This is a genomic window from Bradyrhizobium sp. BTAi1, from assembly GCF_000015165.1.
GTDB classification, from domain to species: domain Bacteria; phylum Pseudomonadota; class Alphaproteobacteria; order Rhizobiales; family Xanthobacteraceae; genus Bradyrhizobium; species Bradyrhizobium denitrificans.
Window position 1 is genome coordinate 7,598,415 of record NC_009485.1, and the last position, 19,663, is coordinate 7,618,077.

Genomic DNA, 19,663 nt, shown 5'->3' on the forward strand with positions numbered 1-19,663 from the left:
GGGGTGGCGGAATGATCTTGCGAGTCGGACAGGGCCTTTGTGAATCAACCACCGTCCGACGGCAGGTTCGTCGTTTCTCCAGCCAAACCAGCGCTTCGGCACTGGCCCTCGGCCTTGCCGCGCTGGCACTCGGGACCGGCTCGGCCAAAGCCGACTGTACGCCGGCGGCGGCCAACAATGTGACCGCGACCTGCGCCGGCACGACCACCAATCAGGGCGCAGGTGCCCCCGGAACCAGCGGCAGCACTTTCGGCTATGGCTCCGGCGCCGAGACGGGCGTGACGATCAATGTCGCGACCGCAGCGACCGTGAGCGGAACCAATGCCGGGATCAGAATTCAAGGCGGTAGCGTCCTGAATGCGGGATCGATCAGCGGCTTCGAGGGTGTGCAGGGCGCCTCTCTCGCGATTATCAATTCGGCAGGCGCAGTCATCACGGGGACCAATAACGGGATCGAGGCGTTTTCCACCTTCGCCATTGCCAACTCCGGCACCATCTCCGGTTCGGCAGGCTTCATCAGTCCGTTCGGCTCGGGGACCCTCGTGAACCTCGCCGGAGGCGTCATCAGTGGAACAAATGCGGGAGTTAGCGGCGGCAACGGGGTTCTTACTGTTCTGAATTCGGGAACGATCAGCAGCAGTTCAGGAGGCGGCGTAGTCCTCGGAACTAATTCGTTGATCTTCAATGATGGCACGATCAGCGGTGCCGCATATGGCATGTCCGCAGCAGGCTCCTCGATCATCAATGCCGGTACGATCAATGGCGGAATCAACTTCTTCGGACCGGGCAACACCCTGACGCTCGCACCGGGGTCCGTCATCAATGGCCTGGTGGGCGGAAGCACCAACAATGCGTTGCAGCTCGGCGGCAGCGGTACCGCGAGCTTCGACCTTTCGCAACTCGGCAGCACCGCGCAGTATCGCGACTTCTCCACCTTCAATAAGGTCGGCGGCTCGGTCTGGAGCCTGACCGGAACCACCACATACGCCGGCGCCGTGAATGTCGATGGCGGCACGCTGCGTGTCGACGGCAATCTCGCCTCCGCAGGCAGCACGACCGTGAACGCGGGCGGCACGCTCAGCGGCACCGGCACGCTCGGCCACACCAGTGTTGCGAACGGCGGCATTCTGGCGCCCGGCAGCGGCGCGGCTGGTACATCGCTCTCCATTTCCGGCAATCTCGCCTTCCAATCCGGGGCGATCTACCTGGTGCAGGTCTCGCCGACGAACGCCTCCACGACCAATGTCAGCGGCATCGCGACGCTCGGTGGGGCAACCGTGAACGTCGCATTCGCGCCCGGCAGCTACATCGCAAAATCCTACACGATCCTGAGCGCGACCGGCGGCATCTCCGGCACGTTCGTGCCGACCGTCAGTGCAAATTCGACCACGCTCACGCGCTCGCTCAGCTATGATGCCAACAACGTCTATCTGACCGTCGCACTGGGCTACAGCGGCATCCCGGGGCTGAATGGCAATCAACGCGCCGTCGGCGACGCCTTGACCAGCGCCTTCAACGCCGGCGGCGGCATGTCCGCGATTTATGCATCGCTGACGCCAGCCGGCCTTGCGCAGGCTGCCGGCCAGATCGGCAGCTCGGCGCAACAGACGACGTTCAGCGCCATGAGCCAGTTCATGGGCCTCGTCAGCGATCCGACGCAACGCGGAAACACGTTTGGTGGCCCGAGCACCGCGACCGGTTATGCCGAGGAGGACGGGCGCGCCGCCTATGCCGCGCGCCGCCGCGACGACGCCTTTGCCATGGTGACCAAAGCGCCGGCTGCGCCCTTCGCGTCGCGTTGGAGCATGTGGGCGGCCGGCTTTGGCGGCTCGCAGACCACCGATGGCAATGCCGCCGGCGGCCCGGCCAATAGCGCGAGCAGCCTATATGGCACCGCGGTGGGGGCAGACTATCAGCTCTCGCCGAACACGCTCGCCGGCTTCGCGTTGGCGGGGGGCGGCACCAATTTCAATGTCACCGGCCAGGGCTGGGGTCGCTCCGACCTATTCCAGGCAGGGGCTTACATCCGTCACGTGCAGGGCCCCAGCTATGTCGCGGCTGCGCTTGCCTATGGCTGGCAGGCCGTGAGCACCGACCGCGTCGTCACCATTGCAGGCTCCGACCATCTCGCTGCAACGTTCAACGCCAATGCCTATTCCGCCCGTATCGAGGGCGGCACACGCTTCGTCATGCCGTGGATCAGCGGCATGGGCCTCACGCCCTATGCGGCAGCCCAGGTCACAACCTTCGATTTGCCCGCCTATGCCGAGCGCGTCGTCTCCGGCGGCGGCGCATTCGCGCTCGCCTATGCCGCGAGAACGCCGACCAACACCCGCACCGAGCTCGGCCTGCGGAGCGACAAATCCTTTGCCATGCAGAATGGCGTGCTGACTCTGCGCGGCCGCCTCGCCTGGGCGCATGATTTCAATCCGAACCGGTCGGTGGCGGCAACCTTCCAGGCGTTGCCTGCGGCCAGCTTCATCGTCAACGGCGCGCCACAAGCGGCCGATTCCGCATTGACGACCGCTTCGGCGGAAGTGAATTGGGTCAACGGCTGGTCGGCTGGCGCAAGTTTCGAGGGCGAGTTCTCAAACGTCACGCGCTCCTACGCAGGCAAGGGGCTGGTCCGCTACGCCTGGTGAGCCGAGACTTGCCAATTCGCGCGAGAACCGAGATCCGCCGGATGTTCTCGCCGATGGACCACACTCTCGCCGAACTACGACGGCAAATTCCCGTGATTGTCCGAGACGACCGCATGACGACGGCATCTATGTGAGCTGACTGCAGTGCAATCAGCTGTTCTGCGCCAGAACCTCGCGCAACGCCGCCGTCAAGCGCGCCAGCTCCGCTTCCGAGCCGATTGTGATCCGGAGGTAGTCGGCAATGCGGGACGCCGTGAAATGCCGGACGAGCACCGCGCGTTCGCGCAAGGCCGCAGCCAAGGACCGGCCAGAACGATCCGGATGACGGGCGAAGACGAAATTCGCGCTTGATGGCAGGACGTCGAAGCCGAGGCGAACCAGTGCGGCCGTGAGGTCGTCGCGATTCCGCATGATGGCCGCACGCGCCTGCTGAAAATGCGCATCGTCTTCGATCGAGGCGATCGCGCCGGCCTGGGCGGGCCGCCCGAGCGGATATGAATTGAAGCTGTCCTTGACCCGCGTCAGGCCTTGAATGAGCTCGGCATCGCCAATGGCGTAGCCGACGCGCAGCCCGGCGAGCGCACGCGACTTCGACATGGTGTGAACGACCAGAAGGTTCGGGTGGTCGCGGATCAGCGGGATGGCGCTGTCGGCACCGAAATCGACGTAGGCTTCATCGATTACGACGGCAACCTCGGGGCGCGATGACACCAGCCGCGCGATCTCCGTGCGCGGCAGCGCGATGCCCGTCGGCGCATTCGGGTTGGCCAGGATCACCGGTCCAGTGCGGCCGAGATAGTCGTCGACCCGCACCCGCATCTCGGCATCCAGTGGAACCGTCGTGTGGTCGATGCCGAGCAGCCGGCAATAAACGGGATAGAAGCTGTAGGTCACATCCGGGAACAGCAATGGATCCGACTGCTTCAGCAGTGCCGCGAAAGCGTGGGCCAGCACCTCGTCCGAGCCATTGCCGACGAAGATTTGCTCCGGGGCCACGTTGTGATACGCCGCCAGCACCTCGCGCAGCCGCGTCGCCTGCGGATCGGGATAGAGCCGAAGCGTATCGGCCGCGGCGGCTCGGATGGCCTCGATGGCCTTTGGCGACGGACCGAACGGGCTCTCATTGGTGTTGAGCTTGATGAGGCCCGGAATTTGCGGCTGCTCGCCCGGAACATAAGGCGACAGCCCCCGGGCGAGTTCTGACCAGAAACGGCTCAAGACTTTCCTCCTGCGGACCCGCGACGCCCGACACAGTTCGACCGGAAAGAAGCGGATCGCGACACAGCGGTTGGCGGGCAACGGCCAAAGGCGCGTCCGGAAGGCCTCGAACGCGTGGCTGCGAGACCAGCATTGAACATGATCTCACCGTACGCTAGTCAATCGCGCGGTGCGGCGCAATGACCTGCCCTCTCCGGCAGCACATTGCCGCGGGATAAGAACGGCCGGTCGGTTCCGCATCGCGCCAGCAGTGGATGAAAGATACCGCCGCCCGGACACATGCGAGCACGGCTCCAAGCCGTTTCGATGCCTTGGTGTCTGCACAGGGCTCCCGCGCAGCGAGAGCAGACCGTCGGCAGCATGCCAAGGATGACGCCGGGGTTCTCGCCGACCGATCAGCGGCAGACCAGCGATCGATCCGACGTGCCGCTCACTCGGCTGCAATCACTCGCCCACTCACCTTCGGGATCAGAATATTGTCAGCGTCAGAACATCGAGGGCCTGCGAGACTGTTCAGGAGGCGTGGGATACGCCCTCCCGAACAGCCTGCCACCATGGTTGCATCGGCTAAACCGACGCGGCTGGCGAACGCAAATCGTCCATCTGCACGCGGCGAGGCTTGCAGCAGTACAAACAACCAAGATGCAACGTGGTCAAAGCCGCCTATCTCGAGAGACGCCGCAACCCGACATCGTCCTGCTGCAGACACGTTGCACGCGTCCTCTATCGAGACACGGACATTACCGGAATATGACGGCACACCGCCTAGCGCGATCACAGGTTCTGAAGCCACGAGGCCAGAAGCGCGCCCTTGGGCCGGATGGAGACCTGCGGAAATGCCCGCTTCACCTGGCTGGGATTGATGCCGTACCGGCGACGAAAGGCACGGCTGAAGATCTTCTCGGATTGATAGCCGCAGGCGTAAGCAACCGTCGAGACGCGCTGTGCGGCTCCACCATCGGCGCAGGCCAAGATCCGCATAGCATGGGCCATGCGCCGATCTCGGATATAATTCGCGACGCCACCATCGGCCTCAAACAGCTTGTACAACGGGGTCCGAGAGAGACCAAACGTCGCACAGAGCAGTTCCACGCCAAGATCGGGCCGATGAAGGTTCTGCGCGACGAATTGACGAAGCTGGATCTCAGCCGGCGCAAGATCGTCGCCGCGATCTTCATCGTCCGCAGTCAGGACCGCGTTGCAGATCGCAAGCGCCGCTGAGGTCAGATGATTTCTCTGCTCGGCGTCGGCGCGCGTCAGGCATGCCCGCATATTCAACAAATGATCGGCCAGCAGCTTCAGCAGCGGATTGCCGCGTGACGGCAGAACCCTTGCAGCCGGCGCATTTGGACGGCCGGCATATTGCGCGATATGGCGCCTGGGAATGCAGATCTGGATAGCAGACATGCCTTCCGTGGCGAGACGAAAGCTGCGCGCAAGGTCGAGAACAACAAAATCGCCGGGCGTCGCAACAAGCTCGCCGTCGACATGCGCCATCCGGGTGGCACCGGCTGTCTGTAACGCAATGAAGATGTGGTCGACACCCTGCGTTACGATCTGCGACTGTGTGCGCTCCGCCCGATGCGCGCAGGCTCTATGGTCGAAGAAGAGCATCCGCTCCAGGTGGTAGCAGCGCAGAAAAATATCGCAGACCGATTGCGCCGCAACGGCCTGATCGGTGACGAACAAGCTTGCCGTGAGCTCCTGCCACGTCCGGAGCCGGATTTGATCATCGTCCGCTTCTGAGGATCTCAGATCTATCAATTTGAGCGGCATATTTGCAGCGCCCGATTCGTCGGTCGCAGTCATATTCCGCCGGCGCATTACCGCGGCATTACCGGACTTGCCGGACCAGCGCCGTTCGAGTTGCGAAGGTGCCGCCTCCTGGGCGGGAGATGAAGCGCTGATCATCGGAGATAGTTGACCAGGGACAATTTGGAGATCATCGCGGTGACTTGGTAGCTCGCCTGCAATCTGTTCTGCAGGCTCACGAGCTCAGCCACGACCGCTTCGGCCGGAGCGCTCTCGAGACGGTCAAGTTGGGTCCGGTGGATTGCGCGGATCGCCTTGTTTTCAGACTGGGCCTCGGAGAGCGCCGCCTGGGCGAGCCCGAAATCATTGGTGATCCCGTCGACGGCCTCTCGCGTGGGTAGCAGCGCCAGTGCACGGGATGCGAGCGACTTCGAGCGCTCAGTTGAAGCCGCGGTTGTCGTTCCAGATCCACTCGCGGCAACGGATGCAAACCCGGCCAGGGCCGAACGAAGGGCGTCCTCGTTGGCGCGCGCGCCAACGGCCAACGCGCTGGTCGACGACGCCTGCACGACCACCGCTTCGCGCGGAGCCGCGGTCGATCCCTCGCCGCGATACCAGGTGACGGTCGAGGTGGATGCGATCTGCGCGTAGGCGGGCGTAGCTGCGCTGAAATCGATCCGCCGCGCCGCAAGTCCCGGCGCGCTCTGTCCGGCGAAGAAATCCTGTGTCGCGCGCACGGTCGAGCTCGCCGCCAAGACTGTATCGGACGCGCGAGCCAAGGCGCGGCGCAAGGACTCGGAGATGTTCTGCGCGGTCTCCGTCAGGGTCGCGCCGATGGCAAAGTCCAACGCCGAGTCCGCATCGACCCTGGACTGCGCCTGCAGGGTCACAGTGGTGGTAGTTCCGTCGCGCAGCGCCAGCTTGATCGAGAGCTGGTCACCGACCGCGGGCTGGCGTGCAACATCGATGGTCAGCGCTCCGGCTGTACCGCCGGTGGCAAACGTCGCCTGAAGCCCGGGGGGCGTCGCGCTCTGGACGCTGGCGATCTTGCCGTTGCCGAGCAGCGCCAGCAGGGAGGACGCCGCATTGGCCGGCGAGCTGATATCAGCCAGATCGGCGCCGCTCAGGTCATACGTCTTCTGTCCGCCGGACGGCTGATTGACCACCACGCGAAAACGGTCGCTCGGGAGCGGAGCCTGCGCGAATTGCGGCACGGCGCCGTCGATGGTGCCGGCCGAATGGCTCACAGTCGCGAAGCTGCTCGACACGACGGCGGCGCCAGCAAGCGTGAAGCCGAAGTTCGCTCGGGCTCCGGGGTCGGCATCCTCTCTGAGCTGGACGCTGGTCGGGCTTGGCCTTGACACTGCCAGCCGGCCGGTGCCGTCACCTCTGTCGGCCCGCGTCTGCTCCGCCACCAGGGCCTTGAGTCCCGCCAATGGCTTTGCAGGGTCGCTGCTGTCGCCGTCAAGCAGCACGGCGGCGCTCGCGACGGGCGGCATCCTGTCCTCTCGTCCGCCGAACACGTAGCGGCCACCGATCTGCTGATTGAGAGCGGCGATCGTGCTCTCAAGTCCATCCCGTGCAAGCGCCTCGCTGGCGCCTGGTCCGGGATTGTTGCTCACCAACGCGTTGCGCAGCGTGACAACCGATTTCGAGATCTGCGCGACGCTGGTCGAGATCAGTTGGACCCGCGGTTGGGCGCTCGTGATTCCGACATCATAGCCATCCAGCGCACTCAGCATCGCCCGGGCACTCAGACTGTCCGATCGGCTGGCACCCAGCTCGGCGAAGGTCTCGCCGACCCGGCCGCTGCTCAATTGCGACGACAATTGATCAATCTGCTGCTTGAGCGCCATCAGGTCGGCTGCGCTGCGACCGATCGGGTAGCTGCTCGCGGGGATGCTGGGGTAGATCGTGGTCATGCCAAGCCTCACGCCCTGAGCAGAAGGTCGATCATCTCGCGGGCTGCGGTCAGCACGCGAGCATTGGCTGCATAGGCTGTCTGCAGCGCAATCAGCCGCGACATCTCCTCGTCGATGTTCACGCTCGCCCCCTTCGAGAACCAGGCATCGGCGTTGGCCTTTGCGACGTTTTGCTGGTCGGCAACGGTGGCTGAGGCCGCGGCTTCGGAGCCCGCGGCCGCCACCACGTCCTGCGCGAACGAGATCACCGTCGTCATGGCGGGGGACCGGTTGCTGCTGCCGTTCGGCGAAGAGAAGCCCTGCTTCTCGGAGGTCAGCGCCTGGTACAGGGCCTGCGGACGCGACAGCGCCGACGGTGACGAGCCCACGGCAACAAGGGCCGACGTATCGGCCTTCAGCGCCGTGTTCACCGCGAGGCGGGCAGCCAATCCCGCACGCTGGGGACCATCATCCATCGCCCCGTTCACCAGCGCATTCGCCGCGCCATCGACGAAAACAGCGAGCTTTGGATAGCCGCCAGAGAGGTCGCCCGCGGTTTTCGGCTGGGTGACGGAAGCTGTCACGCTCTGAATGCCGGCCCCGCCGACCGTGATGCTATTGGAGCCGCCGCTTGTCACCGTCAGGCCCGGTGCGGCGGCCGAGATCGCCGTGGATAGCGCAGCGGCATAGGCCTGCGACGTCGCCGGAGCCGATGGGATCGCGAACGTCTGGACGCGGCCGGGCGGCTGCGCAACGTCCAGCGATTTCGAAGCGAGATTGGATGCGACGAGAACAATGGTGCGTTGCGTGTCGCCCGAACCGACCGCAATCGTGATCGTATTGCCGGGTTGCATCTGGGCGACATCATCCAGGCGAAGGTCGAAGCCGGCGCCACGGCGACCGGCGGTCACCGTCGTATTCGTGAACGCCTGGGCGAGCCCGAACGCGAGATCGTCGAGCCGACGCTGGGTGCGCGGCAGAATGGCATCGCGAATCTCCAGATTGGCTGCGATCGAGCCTGATGAGACCGCCGAGGCATCGAGCTCGAGCCCAACTCCGCCCGGCAGGGTGGCCACGATCGCACCGCCGCCGGTCGCTGGCGACCGATCGATGAAGGACAGCTTCGTGGCAGCACCACGCTCGACCAGGGTCAGACCCGACGCCGTCATCAGAGTGACACCGCCGTCGCGCTGACGAATCGACTTCACTTCCATATAGCGGGCGAGTTCCGTGATCTGCTGGTCACGGCGATCAAGAATGCCCACGCGTGTTGCGTCGTCGGTTACGGTGGTAGCTTTGATGTTCAGATCCGCAATCGACGTCAGCAAGCCGTCGGCGGCGGACACTTCGGCCGCAAGCCGCTTATTGGCACCGTCACGCATGGCCTGAAGGGCATCCGCCATCCCGCGGATCTTGTCAGCAAGAACGGATGCCGCGTCCACGACCGTGCTGCGGCTGCTCGCTGACGCACCATTCGAAGCCAACGCCAGCAACGACTTGGCGAGGCCATTGAGACGAGCATCGAGCGCGCTGGAATCAGCTGGCTTGCCGCTGAGCTTGTCGATCTGCGCCAGGATGTCGGCCTTGGCCGACGCATAGGCCGCATGCGCGCTTTCGAGCCGCATCTGCTTCAGCGCCATCTCATCGAAGGTGCGGTCGATCCTGGCGACCGCAACTCCGGAATTGCCGGGCCCTGCGGACTCCGTCGACACAACGCGCCGCGTGTATCCGGCAACGCCGGAATTGGCGACGTTCTGCGAGACCGTTCCGATGGCGACCTGGAGCGTCTGCAGACCCGCGGTTGCGGTATTGAAGGCGTTCGTCAACATCAGGCGTCTCCGGTCCAGCAGCAGCGCGTACGATCAGCGGATCGCGTTGAGCAGGTCGGACATCATCTGCTGGGAGGTCGTCATGACCTTGACGTTGGCCGAATAGGCCTGCTGCGTCGCGATCAGCTTGGAGAATTCGCCCGCGACATCGCTGTTGGAGGCCTCGACATTGCCGCCGACGATGGTTGCGCCATTGAGGCCGGCGATCGGCGGACCGGAGTCGCGCGTCTGCTCATAGCTGCCGCCGGACGCCGGCTTGAGCGCGTTCGGATTGGCAAAGTTCGCAACGCCGGCCACAGCCACGGCAGCGGTCATATCATTGGTGAAGGTGCCGACGATCGTTCCCTCGGATGTAACCGAGAGGCTTTTGAGACTTCCCGCCGGGTAGCCGTCCTGAGCCAGCGTGTTGGTCGTCACAGCGCCGGAGGACGTCGCCAGTTGCGTCAGGCCACCCGAGCCGATGCTGAGCGTGACATCGCCCGAATTGACGCCGTCGACGGTCAATTGCGGGATCTTCAACGCCACACTTCCATCTCCCGCCACGACAGCAGCGGCGGGCGGCACGAATTTTCCGGCGCCATCGAAGGCGAAGGCGTGCCCCACATTGGTCCAGTCGCTGGCCTTCGACCCGGTCGAGCTCGACGCGTAGAACAAGTTCCAGGTCGCGTTCTTCGGGGGCGTGGCCGCGGCGTTGGCGTCCTGCACCTTCGCCCAACGTGTCGAGACCGACACGGGCGTGCCTCCGGCGCCATACATCGTCAGCGAGGGGCCTGGAAGCGACTTATCGAGAAAGGATTGCGCCTGCGCCGCAGGCACCTTCTTGCTGGTATCAGGTGTGGCCAGCGTCGGATCGGTCACGATCGCAGTGGCGACCGCGTAGGGCGTGGAATCACCGGCCGACCCCGCCGTCGTCACCGGCGCCTTCGGCAGATTGGCGCCGTAGTCGATCCTCGTGGTCTGCCGGCCCGGCATGTTGGAGTTGTTGATCCTGATCGGGCCGGACGAGACTGCACTCCCGGTCGCGGGATCGAGATTGGTCCCGAACAGATACAGGTCGGCCCCGTTCATCAGATAGCCGTCCTTGTCGATCGTGAAGTCTCCTCGGCGCGTGTAGAGCGGAACTCCGGAGAATTTGCTGTCACCCGTCTTCTGTTGGACGGAGAAGAACGCGGGACCATTGATCGCCATGTTGGTCGACGTGCCCGTCGCGCGAAGCGCCCCTTGGACCGAGTTGGTGAACCTCGCTTCCGCAACGACACTTCCCGCCACCGCCTGCTTCCTGGTCTGCGAACTGATGAGATCAGAGAAGCTTGTGTCGACGTATTTGTAGCCTGGCGTCTGGGTATTGGCGATGTTGCCGGAGATGTTGGCCATCGCGTAAGACTGCGCCTTCATGCCGCTGAATGCCGTCAACAGAGCGGTCGAGATGCTCATTTTTCTGTCTCGTATCGAAGATTGGAGATGAGGGATGGTTTTGGGCGCCCGGCCTGCCGGCCGCCCGTCGTTGTTTTTCCCGTGTGCTCCGCGGCTTCACCGCGCGCGAAGCAACGAGAAGCAGGACATCATCGACACGTTCCCGGATATGCGTGAGCTGCCCCGTCATCACGCGCTCAGAGCGCGTGATGACGATGCGAAGATCAACGCGCTAGCGGAGAAGCTGGAGGATGCCCTGCTGCGCCTGGTTGGCGAGCGACAAGGCAGAAATGCCGAGCGAGTTGCGCAAGCTCAGCGCGTTCTGGTTTGCAGTTTCTTCGTTGAGATCGGCGATCGTGAGGTTGTTTGCGCCCACATCGAGAATATTGATCATGTTCTTGGTGAACGCCTGCCGGTTCTGAATCACCGTCAGATTCGAGCCGAACGTCGAGGCTTGGCTGCGCAGCGTCGATGACGCATTCATCAACTGACTGAGCGCGGTCTTGACCTCGTCGTTCGTCGCGAAGTTGCCGCTCGACTGAGTGATACCCAGACCGGACGCGTCGAACTTGACGCCCTTGATGTCGAGATAGCTCGTGTCCTTCTCGTTGAAGGTCATGTGCAGCGTGTTTTCTTTCGGATCGCTGCCGGTGCGGTAGAGCAGGTTGGCGCCCTGGAATCGCGCGTCTTGCGCCGCCATGGTGATCTGGTTCAGCAGTTCATTGAACTGTTGCGCCAAAGCCGCGCGCTGATTGGTTCCGTTCGCTGCGGTCGCCCCGGCGCCAGCCGCAGTTCTCGCCTTCGTTGCGTCTCCAGCGGTACCGAAGCCGATGTCCTTCGTGCTCGCAGCGGCCGAGGTCACCGTCAGCTTCTGATCGCCGCCCGAGGCCGTCGTACGAAGCGAAACCGTGCCCGCAGCATTGTCATAGGTCGCGATCACCTTGCCCGAAATGCCGGTATCGGCATTGAGCTGACGGTTGATCGCGGCCGCGATATCCTGAGCCTTCAAAGTGGCCACGCCGAGGGCTGCGTCGGCCGTCTTGTTCAGATTGATGGTCTTGGTGAGACCATTGCCGAGCTGGACCGTGATGGAGGCGTCGCCAGCGGTCAGGTCGAAATTGCTGGCCGTTCCGAGCGCGCCGATCGCTGCGCCCGTGACGCTCGCCTTGGCCGAGCCATCCGTCGCATCGATGCCGGACGCGGCGACAGCGGTCAGTGCGCCGGTTCCAAAGCCCACATCAACCGTGTTGGTGGCGCCGCCGCCCGAGATCGTGAGCTTCGCATCCGAGCCCGTGAGGGTCGAGGTGAACGTCAGGCGACCGTCATTCGTCATCGACGCGGTTGCAAATGCGCCCGCCTGGTTCAGCTGCTGATTGATCTGGGTGAGGATTTCGGTCGACGTGACCTTCGAGATGTCTCGCACACTCTGCGCCAGGCGAGAGCGATCCAGCGAGACCGTGGTGGCATTGCCGAAATTGTCGGTGACGGTGAAGACCGAGGCCGCCGATGCCGCGCTGTAGTCGTGAGTGCCATCAGCCGCAGCGCCGGTGCCTGGGCCGAGCAGCGATTTGCCGCTGGATGCGGCAACCACCGCGCCCGTCGCAGCGGAGCCGGACGCCGTGTTCTGAACCGCAAGCGCCTGCTGCGCGGTGCTCTTGGCGGAGTCGACAAGCCCCTGAATGCGCGTGATGCCCTGGTTCGCAGCCTGGATGGTCTGGATGCCGTTCGAGATTCCGTCCATCAAGGACATCAGGTCTGCGGAGCGGGCCGTCATGCTCTGCGCCGCGAAATAGTTCACCGGGTTGTCCAGTGCGGAGTTGACCTTCTTCTGGGTCGACAGGCGCGACTGGGTCGTCGCGAGCAGGGACGCTGTGTCCTGCAACGACAGCAAATTCTGGCGCGTGGCAGCAGACAGTGTGATTTCGGAGGGCATGGCTGAGATCTTTCTCTTCTCTTTTCGCCGCTTCATGCGACGAGCGTGAGCCTCGCCCCGGACTATTTACGACATCGAAATTCCTCGAGCCCTCCACGCGCCGTTTTGACACCCTCCGTCCTCATCGAGGTACTTTTTGTACTTATCGATCGAGAATCGATGTCGTCGTTAGTTCATGCTCATCGGCATGCGACGCACGAAGGCGCGGCACGGCGCACGGTCCGGCGCGACTGCCCTGACTGCGAATGTCCTGGGATTATTAGCTGATGAGGCTGGATCTAGAGGGCGACCGAGCCGCGCGAACTTCAATCAACGATTGCGCGACCACTGCGCCAGTCGCGACAAGATAGTTGACTTGCCGACACGGCGGGCTGACAGGCTTGACTTAAAGCGCTCTTAATCAATTCGACTTGCGACTGGCCCGAAGAGCGAGAGGGCTCGTCGCGGCATTTGCTCGTCGCGAGACGCACGCGATCGCACCACCGGCTTTGCGGAGCACGACAATCCGAGGCCCTGACGGTTGACGCCACAGCATCCGCCGTCAGGCCGATCTTGTACGCTACGCCGGCTTCTCGGCCGCCAACAGAACAGCACGCCGCGTCGTTCGCTAGCGGTACGCGCGTGTCAGGAAGGCCGAAACTCCGGAAACGCACCGATGCCTACACACAATCGATAGGCCCTTGCTCGTCGTAGGCGGCATCGGCGCAATATCAGAAGTCGACATCTAGACCCGTGCGCTCGCGTGGATCACCCGCCTGACACTGTCGAGCGGATAGTTCCGACCGCCGATCGACAGCATGATTGGACTCTTGGTGAGGTCGACAGATTCAACGACGCCCTGCGCCTCTGCCGCCACGGCGATGGGCTTTCCGCCGATATCCTTCGCATCGACGACCAATTTGTACTGGCCGGGAGGGCACATCGCACCATTGCTCGCCTGACCGTCCCAAGCAAAGCTTGTATCGCCGGAGTTCAATGCACGGGTCGCGGAATAGACCAACTGACCGGTCACGTTCCTCACCGAAACCGTGGCCGTGGCACTCTTGGGGGATCTCAGGTTCCACACGGCGGAGCCGCCCTTCGCGAGGCTGGCCTCGCTGCCATCGACCACTGCCGTCCTGCCGACGAGCATCAACGCCTGTGTCGATTGCGTCGATTTTTGAGCCTCGACGAGCCGTTCGAGAAGCGTGTTGCCCTTGAGCTGCTGCTCGACCTGCGCGAACTGGACGAGCTGTTGGGTGAACTGATTGACGTTGAGCGGATCGAGAGGGTTCTGGTGATTGAGCTGCGTTGTGAGCAGCGTCAGGAATGACTGAAAATTGTCTGCGATTCCCGTCCGTGCGCTGGCCGACGGCTTGACCGGCTCCTCTGTGCCGGTCTTTGACCCTGTGGCGACTGCCTTCTGAGGTGATGAGGTCGATTCAATGCCCATCTCGTGCTCACGGCCTCAAAGTACTCGCGACCCGCAATCATGGGATTGCGCGCGCGAGATCGATTCGATGTTGTCAGTCCACACCTCCTAGCTTGCGGCAACATTACGGCGAGAACCGATACGGCTAGTTGCGGCTAGGCCGACTCACTCATCGTTGGTGGAGGAAGCCTCTCCCTTCATCCTTGTAGAGGACGGATATCCGACGACGAAGCGCGTAGCCGTTGCTCGCGTGCCGATACGACGCGCGTCTCTCTACAGACAAGCGCGCGCCGAGGTGCGAATGAGATCAGCTTCATCATTCGCAACGCGATCTTTGCTGACTGTACGCGCCGTACGCTGCCGCCCTGCCCGAGATGCCTCGATGACTATGAAGGACGATTGATGATCCCGTCGTCCCAGCGGCCGCGACCGCCATCTCTCCTGCGCGAGGCTCCTGGCGCATCGGCCAGCAACGGACCTCGGTCATGATGGGAAGCGATCGGTCATGCCCCCTGTCATCTGTTCAGGGACGTCCCACAGGGCCGTCCGAACGCCGGCTTGTTGGAAGGGACCCTCGCTTCCGCTGCGTCTCAATAATGCAAAATACGCGTATTCAGAGTAAAGCCACGATCTCTTACGCTTTTGATACTGCGTATTAATTTTCCGTCGCTTCCCGATCGACTCGTCCGCGGTCGACGAGCGTTCGAACCGGCCGCGCCCCTCCGGTCGTGACTCTTCTGTGAGATCTTGGTCAGCATCATATCTTCGGTGTTCTTCGGCAGGAGTTAATTGCCGCCTGCGGTCTTGCCACCATCGATCGGAATGACGGCGCCCGTGATATAGCTGGAGGCATCGGACGACAGCAGCAGCGCCAATCCCTTGATCTCGTGCGGCTGAGCAAGGCGGCCGAGCGGGACTGTTGCGGCCTCGCGTGCCGCGTTATCCGGGTCGAAGAAACGACCGCCATTGATATTGGTCTTGAACGGTCCAGGAGCCAGACCGTTGACCTGCACGCCGAACGGCGCCAGTTCCAGGGCAAGTTCCTTGATCAGCAGAACCAAGGCGGCTTTCGAAGCCGTGTAGGAATAGCCGATCGAGGGATTGGCGCGCAGCCCAGCGATCGAAGCGGTCACCACAATCTTCCCGGAGCGCTGTTCTTTCAGAGTCGGGATCGTCGCCTTCAAGGTTGAGACGATGCCGGTCAGGTTGACGCCGATGGTGTGATTCCAAGATTTGAGATCAATATTCTGCAGCAGGCCGGCGTCATTGCCGCCGACGCCTGGTCCATAACCGCCGCTGATCCCGGCATTGGCGAACACGATATCGACACCGCCGAGCGCCGCGATCGCGGCCTCGATCGTCGCGTCGAACCCGTCGGCCGCCACGTCGCCATGGACCCCGGACACCCTGAGGTCGCGGCTGATCAGCCGCGCGATCTCGCGCTCCAAGGCCTCTTTATTGCGGTCAACGATCGCGACGACAGCGCCGTTCTCCGCCAAACCCTCGGCAATCGCGAGGCCGATCCCGCTGGCACCGCCCGTAACCAGCGCCTTCTTGTCCTTGACTGCAAAGATGTCCTGAATGCTCATGCTGCGCTCCCATTCATTGGCCGCGTTTCCGCAATTCGATGATCAACGTTCGATCGGTCGCCTGCCTCCGGCGATCCATTCCGACCAAGAGCCCGGATACAAGCTCACTTCCTTTTCGATCTCAGCAAGCGCGAGGACGAAAAGGGTCGAAGCGATGCCGCCTCCACAATAGGTGGCAAGCGGTCGGGCGATGTCGATGCCGGCCTGCTCCAGCCGAGCGGCAATTTCCGATCTGGCGAGCAGCTTCTTGTCGGGGCCGAGAAGCTGCTCCGCCGGAAAGCTCTTCGCTCCGGGAATGTGCCCGGTCCCGTCAGCGCCGAATTGCGCGAGCGGCCGCACGTCGACCAGCGTTCCTTTCGCCGGAAACGCGGCCGCCTCGTCGGCTTGAAGGAACGGAAGCGCGCCGGCCCTGACCTCGATGTCGCTCGACTGTCGCGGCAGGACCTCTCCGCTGGTGAGCCGCAGACCGGCGGCTTTCCAGGCGTTCAGTCCACCATCGAGCAGCTTCGCGTCGGCGATGCCGGCCCACCTCAACACCCACCAAGCGCGCGCCGCCGGTGCACCGTTGCTGTCGTCATAGACGACGACCGAGCAGGACCTGCCGATGCCCAGCCGGCGAAGATCGGCCTGGAGCCGCGTCGGATCCGGCAGCGGATTGCTTCCGCCTCCCTCGGCGCGCGCCACAGGGTCTGCCAGTTCCGTCGGCAGATCGATATAGAGAGCGCCTGGAAGATGGGCCTCGAGATAGCTGTCCCGCCGCCCTGGCTTGCCCGGCGTGAAGCGCACGTCGATCAGAGCGATATCGCGGTTTGCGGTGAGTTGCGCGGCCAGCTCATCAACGCTGATGGTGTTCGGCGATCGCAGTGACGGATGAAGCGTCATCGGCTTGTCCCGGGTTTGAGCGGATTGTTCGCGGGTTCGGTCAGTGGCGGGCCGATCCGAGCGACCGCCAGCGCGTGAGCCGTTGTTCGACCATCAGAAAGAGCGCATTCAGAACGTAACCGATCGCCGCGATGGTGAAGATGCCGGCGAACAGCGCCTTCACGTCGAGAACCTGCTGCGCTTCGAGAATGAAGTAGCCAATGCCGCTATTGCCGGCCAGCATTCCGGTAACGACGGCGATCACCAACGTGACCGCGAGCGCCTGACGCATCCCGACGAGGATGTAGGGAAGTGCCGCCGGCAAGCCGATCTCGATCTGTGTCTGGATCCAGTTCAGTTGGAAGGTCTGGGCCGTCATCGCCATCGTCTTGGAGATGCTGCGCGCGCCGGCATAGGAATTCAGAAGGATCGGAAACGTCGCAGCCAGCATAACGATGACGATCTTGAAACTATCGCCTATGCCAAGATACAGGATCAGCAGGGGGAGCAGCGCGGTGATAGGGATCTGGCGGAGGATCTCCACGACGGGTTCGGCGCCACCCCACACGACCGGAACACGCCCCATCAGAAAGCCCAGCACAACGCCCGTGACGGTTGCGAATGCATAGCCGATCACGGTGATTCTCAAGGTCTCGAGCACCGCAGCAACCAGATCCCCGTTCTGCACACGATCGAGCCAGACCGCGCCGATGTCTGTCAGGGGCGGAAGTTGCGGCATCCGGTGAAGGGTGCTGGCAATCTGCCAGGCCCCCAGAGCCAATAGGACGATCGACCAGCCAAACGCCCTGCTCGTAAAGTATCTCCGTGCCAGAAGAACGACTCCAGGCCGCGCCGGCCCCGGCGAGCGTTTGCTGAGCGCGCCAAGCCCCAGACGGCCAGCAGCTTCATCGTGCGAGGACATCGTGGCCTCCGTTCATGTCAGTTCGGCGCGAGGACGCGCTTAAGGATGTCGCTTCTCATTTCCACGAATGCGGGAGCGCGACGCGTTTCGATCTGGTGCCGTGGACGCGGCAGCGGCACGTCGACGTCCATCTGGAGCCCGCCGCCATTCGGTTCGAGAACCAGGACGCGGTCGGACAGATACAGTGCTTCGTCGATGTCATGGGTGACGAAGACGATCGTCAGCGCATGAGACTGCCAGATGCGAAGCAGAAGGTCCTGAAGATTGGCTCGGCTCAGCGCATCCACCGCCGAGAACGGCTCGTCGAGTAACAGGATCTGCGGTTCGGAGGCCAGCGCGCGGGCGATTGCCACGCGCTGCTGCATTCCGCCCGACAGCTCCGACGGATATCGGTCGGCGGTCCCCGCAAGACCGACCTCGGCCAGCTTCTCGTCGATGACCGCGCGGATTCCCGCGCGGTCCGTCAGTATCGACCGGCGATAGGCGTGTCGCAATCCGAACTGAATGTTTCCACCGACTGTACGCCACGGAAGCAGCGACTCCCCGTAGTTCTGGAACAGATACCGCACACTGTCGGGCGGCCGCGAGACCGGAGACCCATGAACGGCGATGCCGCCGCCGCTCGGCGCTTCGAGCCCCGCAACCAGACGCAGCAGGGTCGATTTTCCGCAGCCGGAGCGTCCCACAATGGACACCAAGGTACCATCGGCGATCGAAAGACTGACCGGCGAGAGGCCCGTGACATCTTCGCCGCGAGCGCTCCTGTAGCGTTTGCTGACGGCGGACACTCGAATGGAAACACCTTCGGATGTCATCACTCCGCCGCCGCCTCCGCCGTCGGCGCCGAGAAGCGGTTCGCCGGCTTTGGCAGGCCGAGGTGTCCGCGCAGCGTGTCGGCCTGGTACGCGGTCTTGTAGACGCCGAGGCGCTGCAACTCCGGAATCACCAAGTCGACGAACGCATCCAGAGGGCCTCGCGCATAGGGTGGAAACAGCTTGATCCCGTCGAAAGCCCGTGCCTCGAAATGATCAGCGATCCAGCGCGCCACCTTCTTGCCGCTGCCGACCACGGGCGGCTGGTTCAGGTGGCCCCTGTTGGAGACGTAGTGGAACAGGTCGAGGAAGGTGACGTTCTCGTCGCCGAAGGCATCAAGCGCGGTGCGCAGCCACTTATTCTTCTCGAACTCGGCGTCGTCCAGGACGTCGACCAGCCGCTCCTTGCGATCGACCGCGCTCAGGTCGCGTCCGAGTACCGTCGCCACATGGGCCGGCGCATAGTCGGAGACGACAAGATCCTGCACCTCGCGGAATTTGCGATGCGCCTCGGCGTCGGTGCCGGCGACGTAGAAGGTGATCCCGGGGATGACATGGAACTCCTCCGGGTTTCGCCCGAACAGTGCCAGGTAGCTCTTGACCTTCGCATAATAGTCGATGTTCCACTCGGTGGAGACGAACGGACTGAACCGGATATCGGCATATTGCCCGCCGTAGCGGAATGAACTCTCCGAACCTCCGGCATGGACGATCGGGATCTGGCCCTGCGGCGGGCGAGGAAGGTTCAGCGGCCCCCTGACGGAGAAGAATTCGCCCTTGAAGTCGATGGTGTGGGCCTTCGACGCGTCGACGAAAACGCCGCTGGCACGATCGTCGCGGAAGTACCCGTCCTCCCAACTGTCGCTGAGCTGATTGATGATCGAGATGAACTCATGGGCCTTGCGGTATTTCTCATCTCCGGCGAGATGCCTGATCTGGCCGTAATTTTGCGCCGGCGCATCGATACCCTCCAGGCCCGTCACGATGTTCAGGCCGGCGCGCCCGCGGCTGAGATGATCGAGCGAAACGATCGCGCGCGCGGTATCGAAGGGATCCTGGTAGGAGCTATTGACCGTGACCACCAGGCCAATCTTCTGCGTGACAGCCGCGACGTAGGAGGCGACCGTGAAACCCTCCAGCTTGTGGACGTCGTTGTGCCAGATCAGCTGCGCTTCCGGGGTGCTGGAGATTGCGTTGCCCATGAAATAATAGTCGAACAGGCCACGCTCGGCGGCGCGAGCCGTGTCGGTCAGATAGACCGGATCGACCGTGCCGCCGTTGAACGCCTCAGGGAGACGCCAAGCGCTGGCATGCCGGCCCGTCGGCCAGGCGGAATAGGCGAGCTTCACAGTACGGGTTGGAGTGGTCATCGCGCCTCTC

General features: G+C 63.4%; 13 protein-coding genes. 1 reads left to right on the forward strand and 12 read right to left on the reverse strand.

Features of this window, described 5'->3' with window-relative positions:
• Window positions 1–11: 11 nt before the first annotated feature.
• Window positions 12–2,642: an autotransporter domain-containing protein gene (locus BBTA_RS33920; protein ID WP_148221556.1), complete on the forward strand. Its 2,631-nt coding sequence runs from the start codon at window positions 12–14 to the stop codon at window positions 2,640–2,642.
• A 150-nt stretch (window positions 2,643–2,792) separates the two neighbouring features.
• On the opposite strand, the gene hisC is transcribed toward BBTA_RS33920, so the two are convergent.
• The 12 genes from hisC to BBTA_RS33980 all read right to left on the reverse strand — a co-directional run bounded on the left by hisC (window position 2,793) and on the right by BBTA_RS33980 (window position 19,653).
• On the reverse strand, window positions 2,793–3,860 hold the full coding sequence (gene hisC / locus BBTA_RS33925) for a histidinol-phosphate transaminase (protein WP_012047041.1): 1,068 nt from the start codon (window positions 3,858–3,860) through the stop codon (window positions 2,793–2,795).
• Window positions 3,861–4,634: 774 nt separating this feature from the next.
• Window positions 4,635–5,771 carry an AraC family transcriptional regulator gene (locus BBTA_RS33930; RefSeq protein ID WP_148221557.1) on the reverse strand — a complete coding sequence of 379 codons (1,137 nt, stop codon included), beginning with the start codon at window positions 5,769–5,771 and terminating at the stop codon, window positions 4,635–4,637.
• The gene (locus BBTA_RS33935) at window positions 5,768–7,534 is read right to left on the reverse strand and encodes a hypothetical protein (RefSeq protein WP_012047043.1); all 1,767 of its coding nucleotides are present in this window, start codon (window positions 7,532–7,534) and stop codon (window positions 5,768–5,770) included. The genes BBTA_RS33930 and BBTA_RS33935 overlap by 4 nt, the downstream gene beginning before the upstream one ends.
• Window positions 7,535–7,542: 8 nt before the next feature.
• On the reverse strand, window positions 7,543–9,342 hold the full coding sequence (gene flgK, locus BBTA_RS33940; protein ID WP_012047044.1) for a flagellar hook-associated protein FlgK: 1,800 nt from the start codon (window positions 9,340–9,342) through the stop codon (window positions 7,543–7,545).
• A gap of 33 nt (window positions 9,343–9,375) precedes the next feature.
• Window positions 9,376–10,776 (reverse strand): flagellar hook protein FlgE, encoded by a 1,401-nt coding sequence (locus BBTA_RS33945; protein ID WP_012047045.1) that lies wholly within the window; start codon window positions 10,774–10,776, stop codon window positions 9,376–9,378.
• Between the two features lie 211 nt (window positions 10,777–10,987).
• Window positions 10,988–12,688 carry a flagellin gene (locus tag BBTA_RS33950; RefSeq protein WP_041751071.1) on the reverse strand — a complete coding sequence of 567 codons (1,701 nt, stop codon included), beginning with the start codon at window positions 12,686–12,688 and terminating at the stop codon, window positions 10,988–10,990.
• A gap of 724 nt (window positions 12,689–13,412) precedes the next feature.
• Window positions 13,413–14,120, reverse strand: coding sequence for a flagellar hook assembly protein FlgD (locus BBTA_RS33955; protein WP_012047047.1), 708 nt, complete (start codon window positions 14,118–14,120; stop codon window positions 13,413–13,415).
• Window positions 14,121–14,884: 764 nt separating this feature from the next.
• On the reverse strand, window positions 14,885–15,688 hold the full coding sequence (locus BBTA_RS33960) for an SDR family NAD(P)-dependent oxidoreductase (protein ID WP_012047048.1): 804 nt from the start codon (window positions 15,686–15,688) through the stop codon (window positions 14,885–14,887).
• A gap of 42 nt (window positions 15,689–15,730) precedes the next feature.
• Window positions 15,731–16,570 carry a sulfurtransferase gene (locus BBTA_RS33965; RefSeq protein ID WP_012047049.1) on the reverse strand — a complete coding sequence of 280 codons (840 nt, stop codon included), beginning with the start codon at window positions 16,568–16,570 and terminating at the stop codon, window positions 15,731–15,733.
• 40 nt (window positions 16,571–16,610) lie between these two features.
• On the reverse strand, window positions 16,611–17,471 hold the full coding sequence (locus BBTA_RS33970; RefSeq protein ID WP_012047050.1) for an ABC transporter permease: 861 nt from the start codon (window positions 17,469–17,471) through the stop codon (window positions 16,611–16,613).
• Between the two features lie 17 nt (window positions 17,472–17,488).
• Window positions 17,489–18,286 carry an ABC transporter ATP-binding protein gene (locus BBTA_RS33975; RefSeq protein ID WP_041751072.1) on the reverse strand — a complete coding sequence of 266 codons (798 nt, stop codon included), beginning with the start codon at window positions 18,284–18,286 and terminating at the stop codon, window positions 17,489–17,491.
• On the reverse strand, window positions 18,286–19,653 hold the full coding sequence (locus tag BBTA_RS33980; RefSeq protein ID WP_012047052.1) for an NtaA/DmoA family FMN-dependent monooxygenase: 1,368 nt from the start codon (window positions 19,651–19,653) through the stop codon (window positions 18,286–18,288). The genes BBTA_RS33975 and BBTA_RS33980 overlap by 1 nt, the downstream gene beginning before the upstream one ends.
• Between the last annotated feature and the right edge of the window lie 10 nt (window positions 19,654–19,663).

Coding starts and splice junctions, on each gene's coding strand:
- BBTA_RS33955 (WP_012047047.1), bottom strand. CDS start 14,120: ATGGGCATTGAATCGACCTCATCACCTCAGAAGGCAGTCGCCACAGGG.
- BBTA_RS33970 (WP_012047050.1), bottom strand. CDS start 17,471: ATGTCCTCGCACGATGAAGCTGCTGGCCGTCTGGGGCTTGGCGCGCTC.
- BBTA_RS33950 (WP_041751071.1), bottom strand. CDS start 12,688: ATGCCCTCCGAAATCACACTGTCTGCTGCCACGCGCCAGAATTTGCTG.
- BBTA_RS33930 (WP_148221557.1), bottom strand. CDS start 5,771: ATGATCAGCGCTTCATCTCCCGCCCAGGAGGCGGCACCTTCGCAACTC.
- BBTA_RS33980 (WP_012047052.1), bottom strand. CDS start 19,653: ATGACCACTCCAACCCGTACTGTGAAGCTCGCCTATTCCGCCTGGCCG.
- BBTA_RS33960 (WP_012047048.1), bottom strand. CDS start 15,688: ATGAGCATTCAGGACATCTTTGCAGTCAAGGACAAGAAGGCGCTGGTT.
- BBTA_RS33945 (WP_012047045.1), bottom strand. CDS start 10,776: ATGAGCATCTCGACCGCTCTGTTGACGGCATTCAGCGGCATGAAGGCG.
- BBTA_RS33920 (WP_148221556.1), top strand. CDS start 12: ATGATCTTGCGAGTCGGACAGGGCCTTTGTGAATCAACCACCGTCCGA.
- BBTA_RS33935 (WP_012047043.1), bottom strand. CDS start 7,534: ATGACCACGATCTACCCCAGCATCCCCGCGAGCAGCTACCCGATCGGT.
- flgK (WP_012047044.1), bottom strand. CDS start 9,342: ATGTTGACGAACGCCTTCAATACCGCAACCGCGGGTCTGCAGACGCTC.
- BBTA_RS33965 (WP_012047049.1), bottom strand. CDS start 16,570: ATGACGCTTCATCCGTCACTGCGATCGCCGAACACCATCAGCGTTGAT.
- BBTA_RS33975 (WP_041751072.1), bottom strand. CDS start 18,286: ATGACATCCGAAGGTGTTTCCATTCGAGTGTCCGCCGTCAGCAAACGC.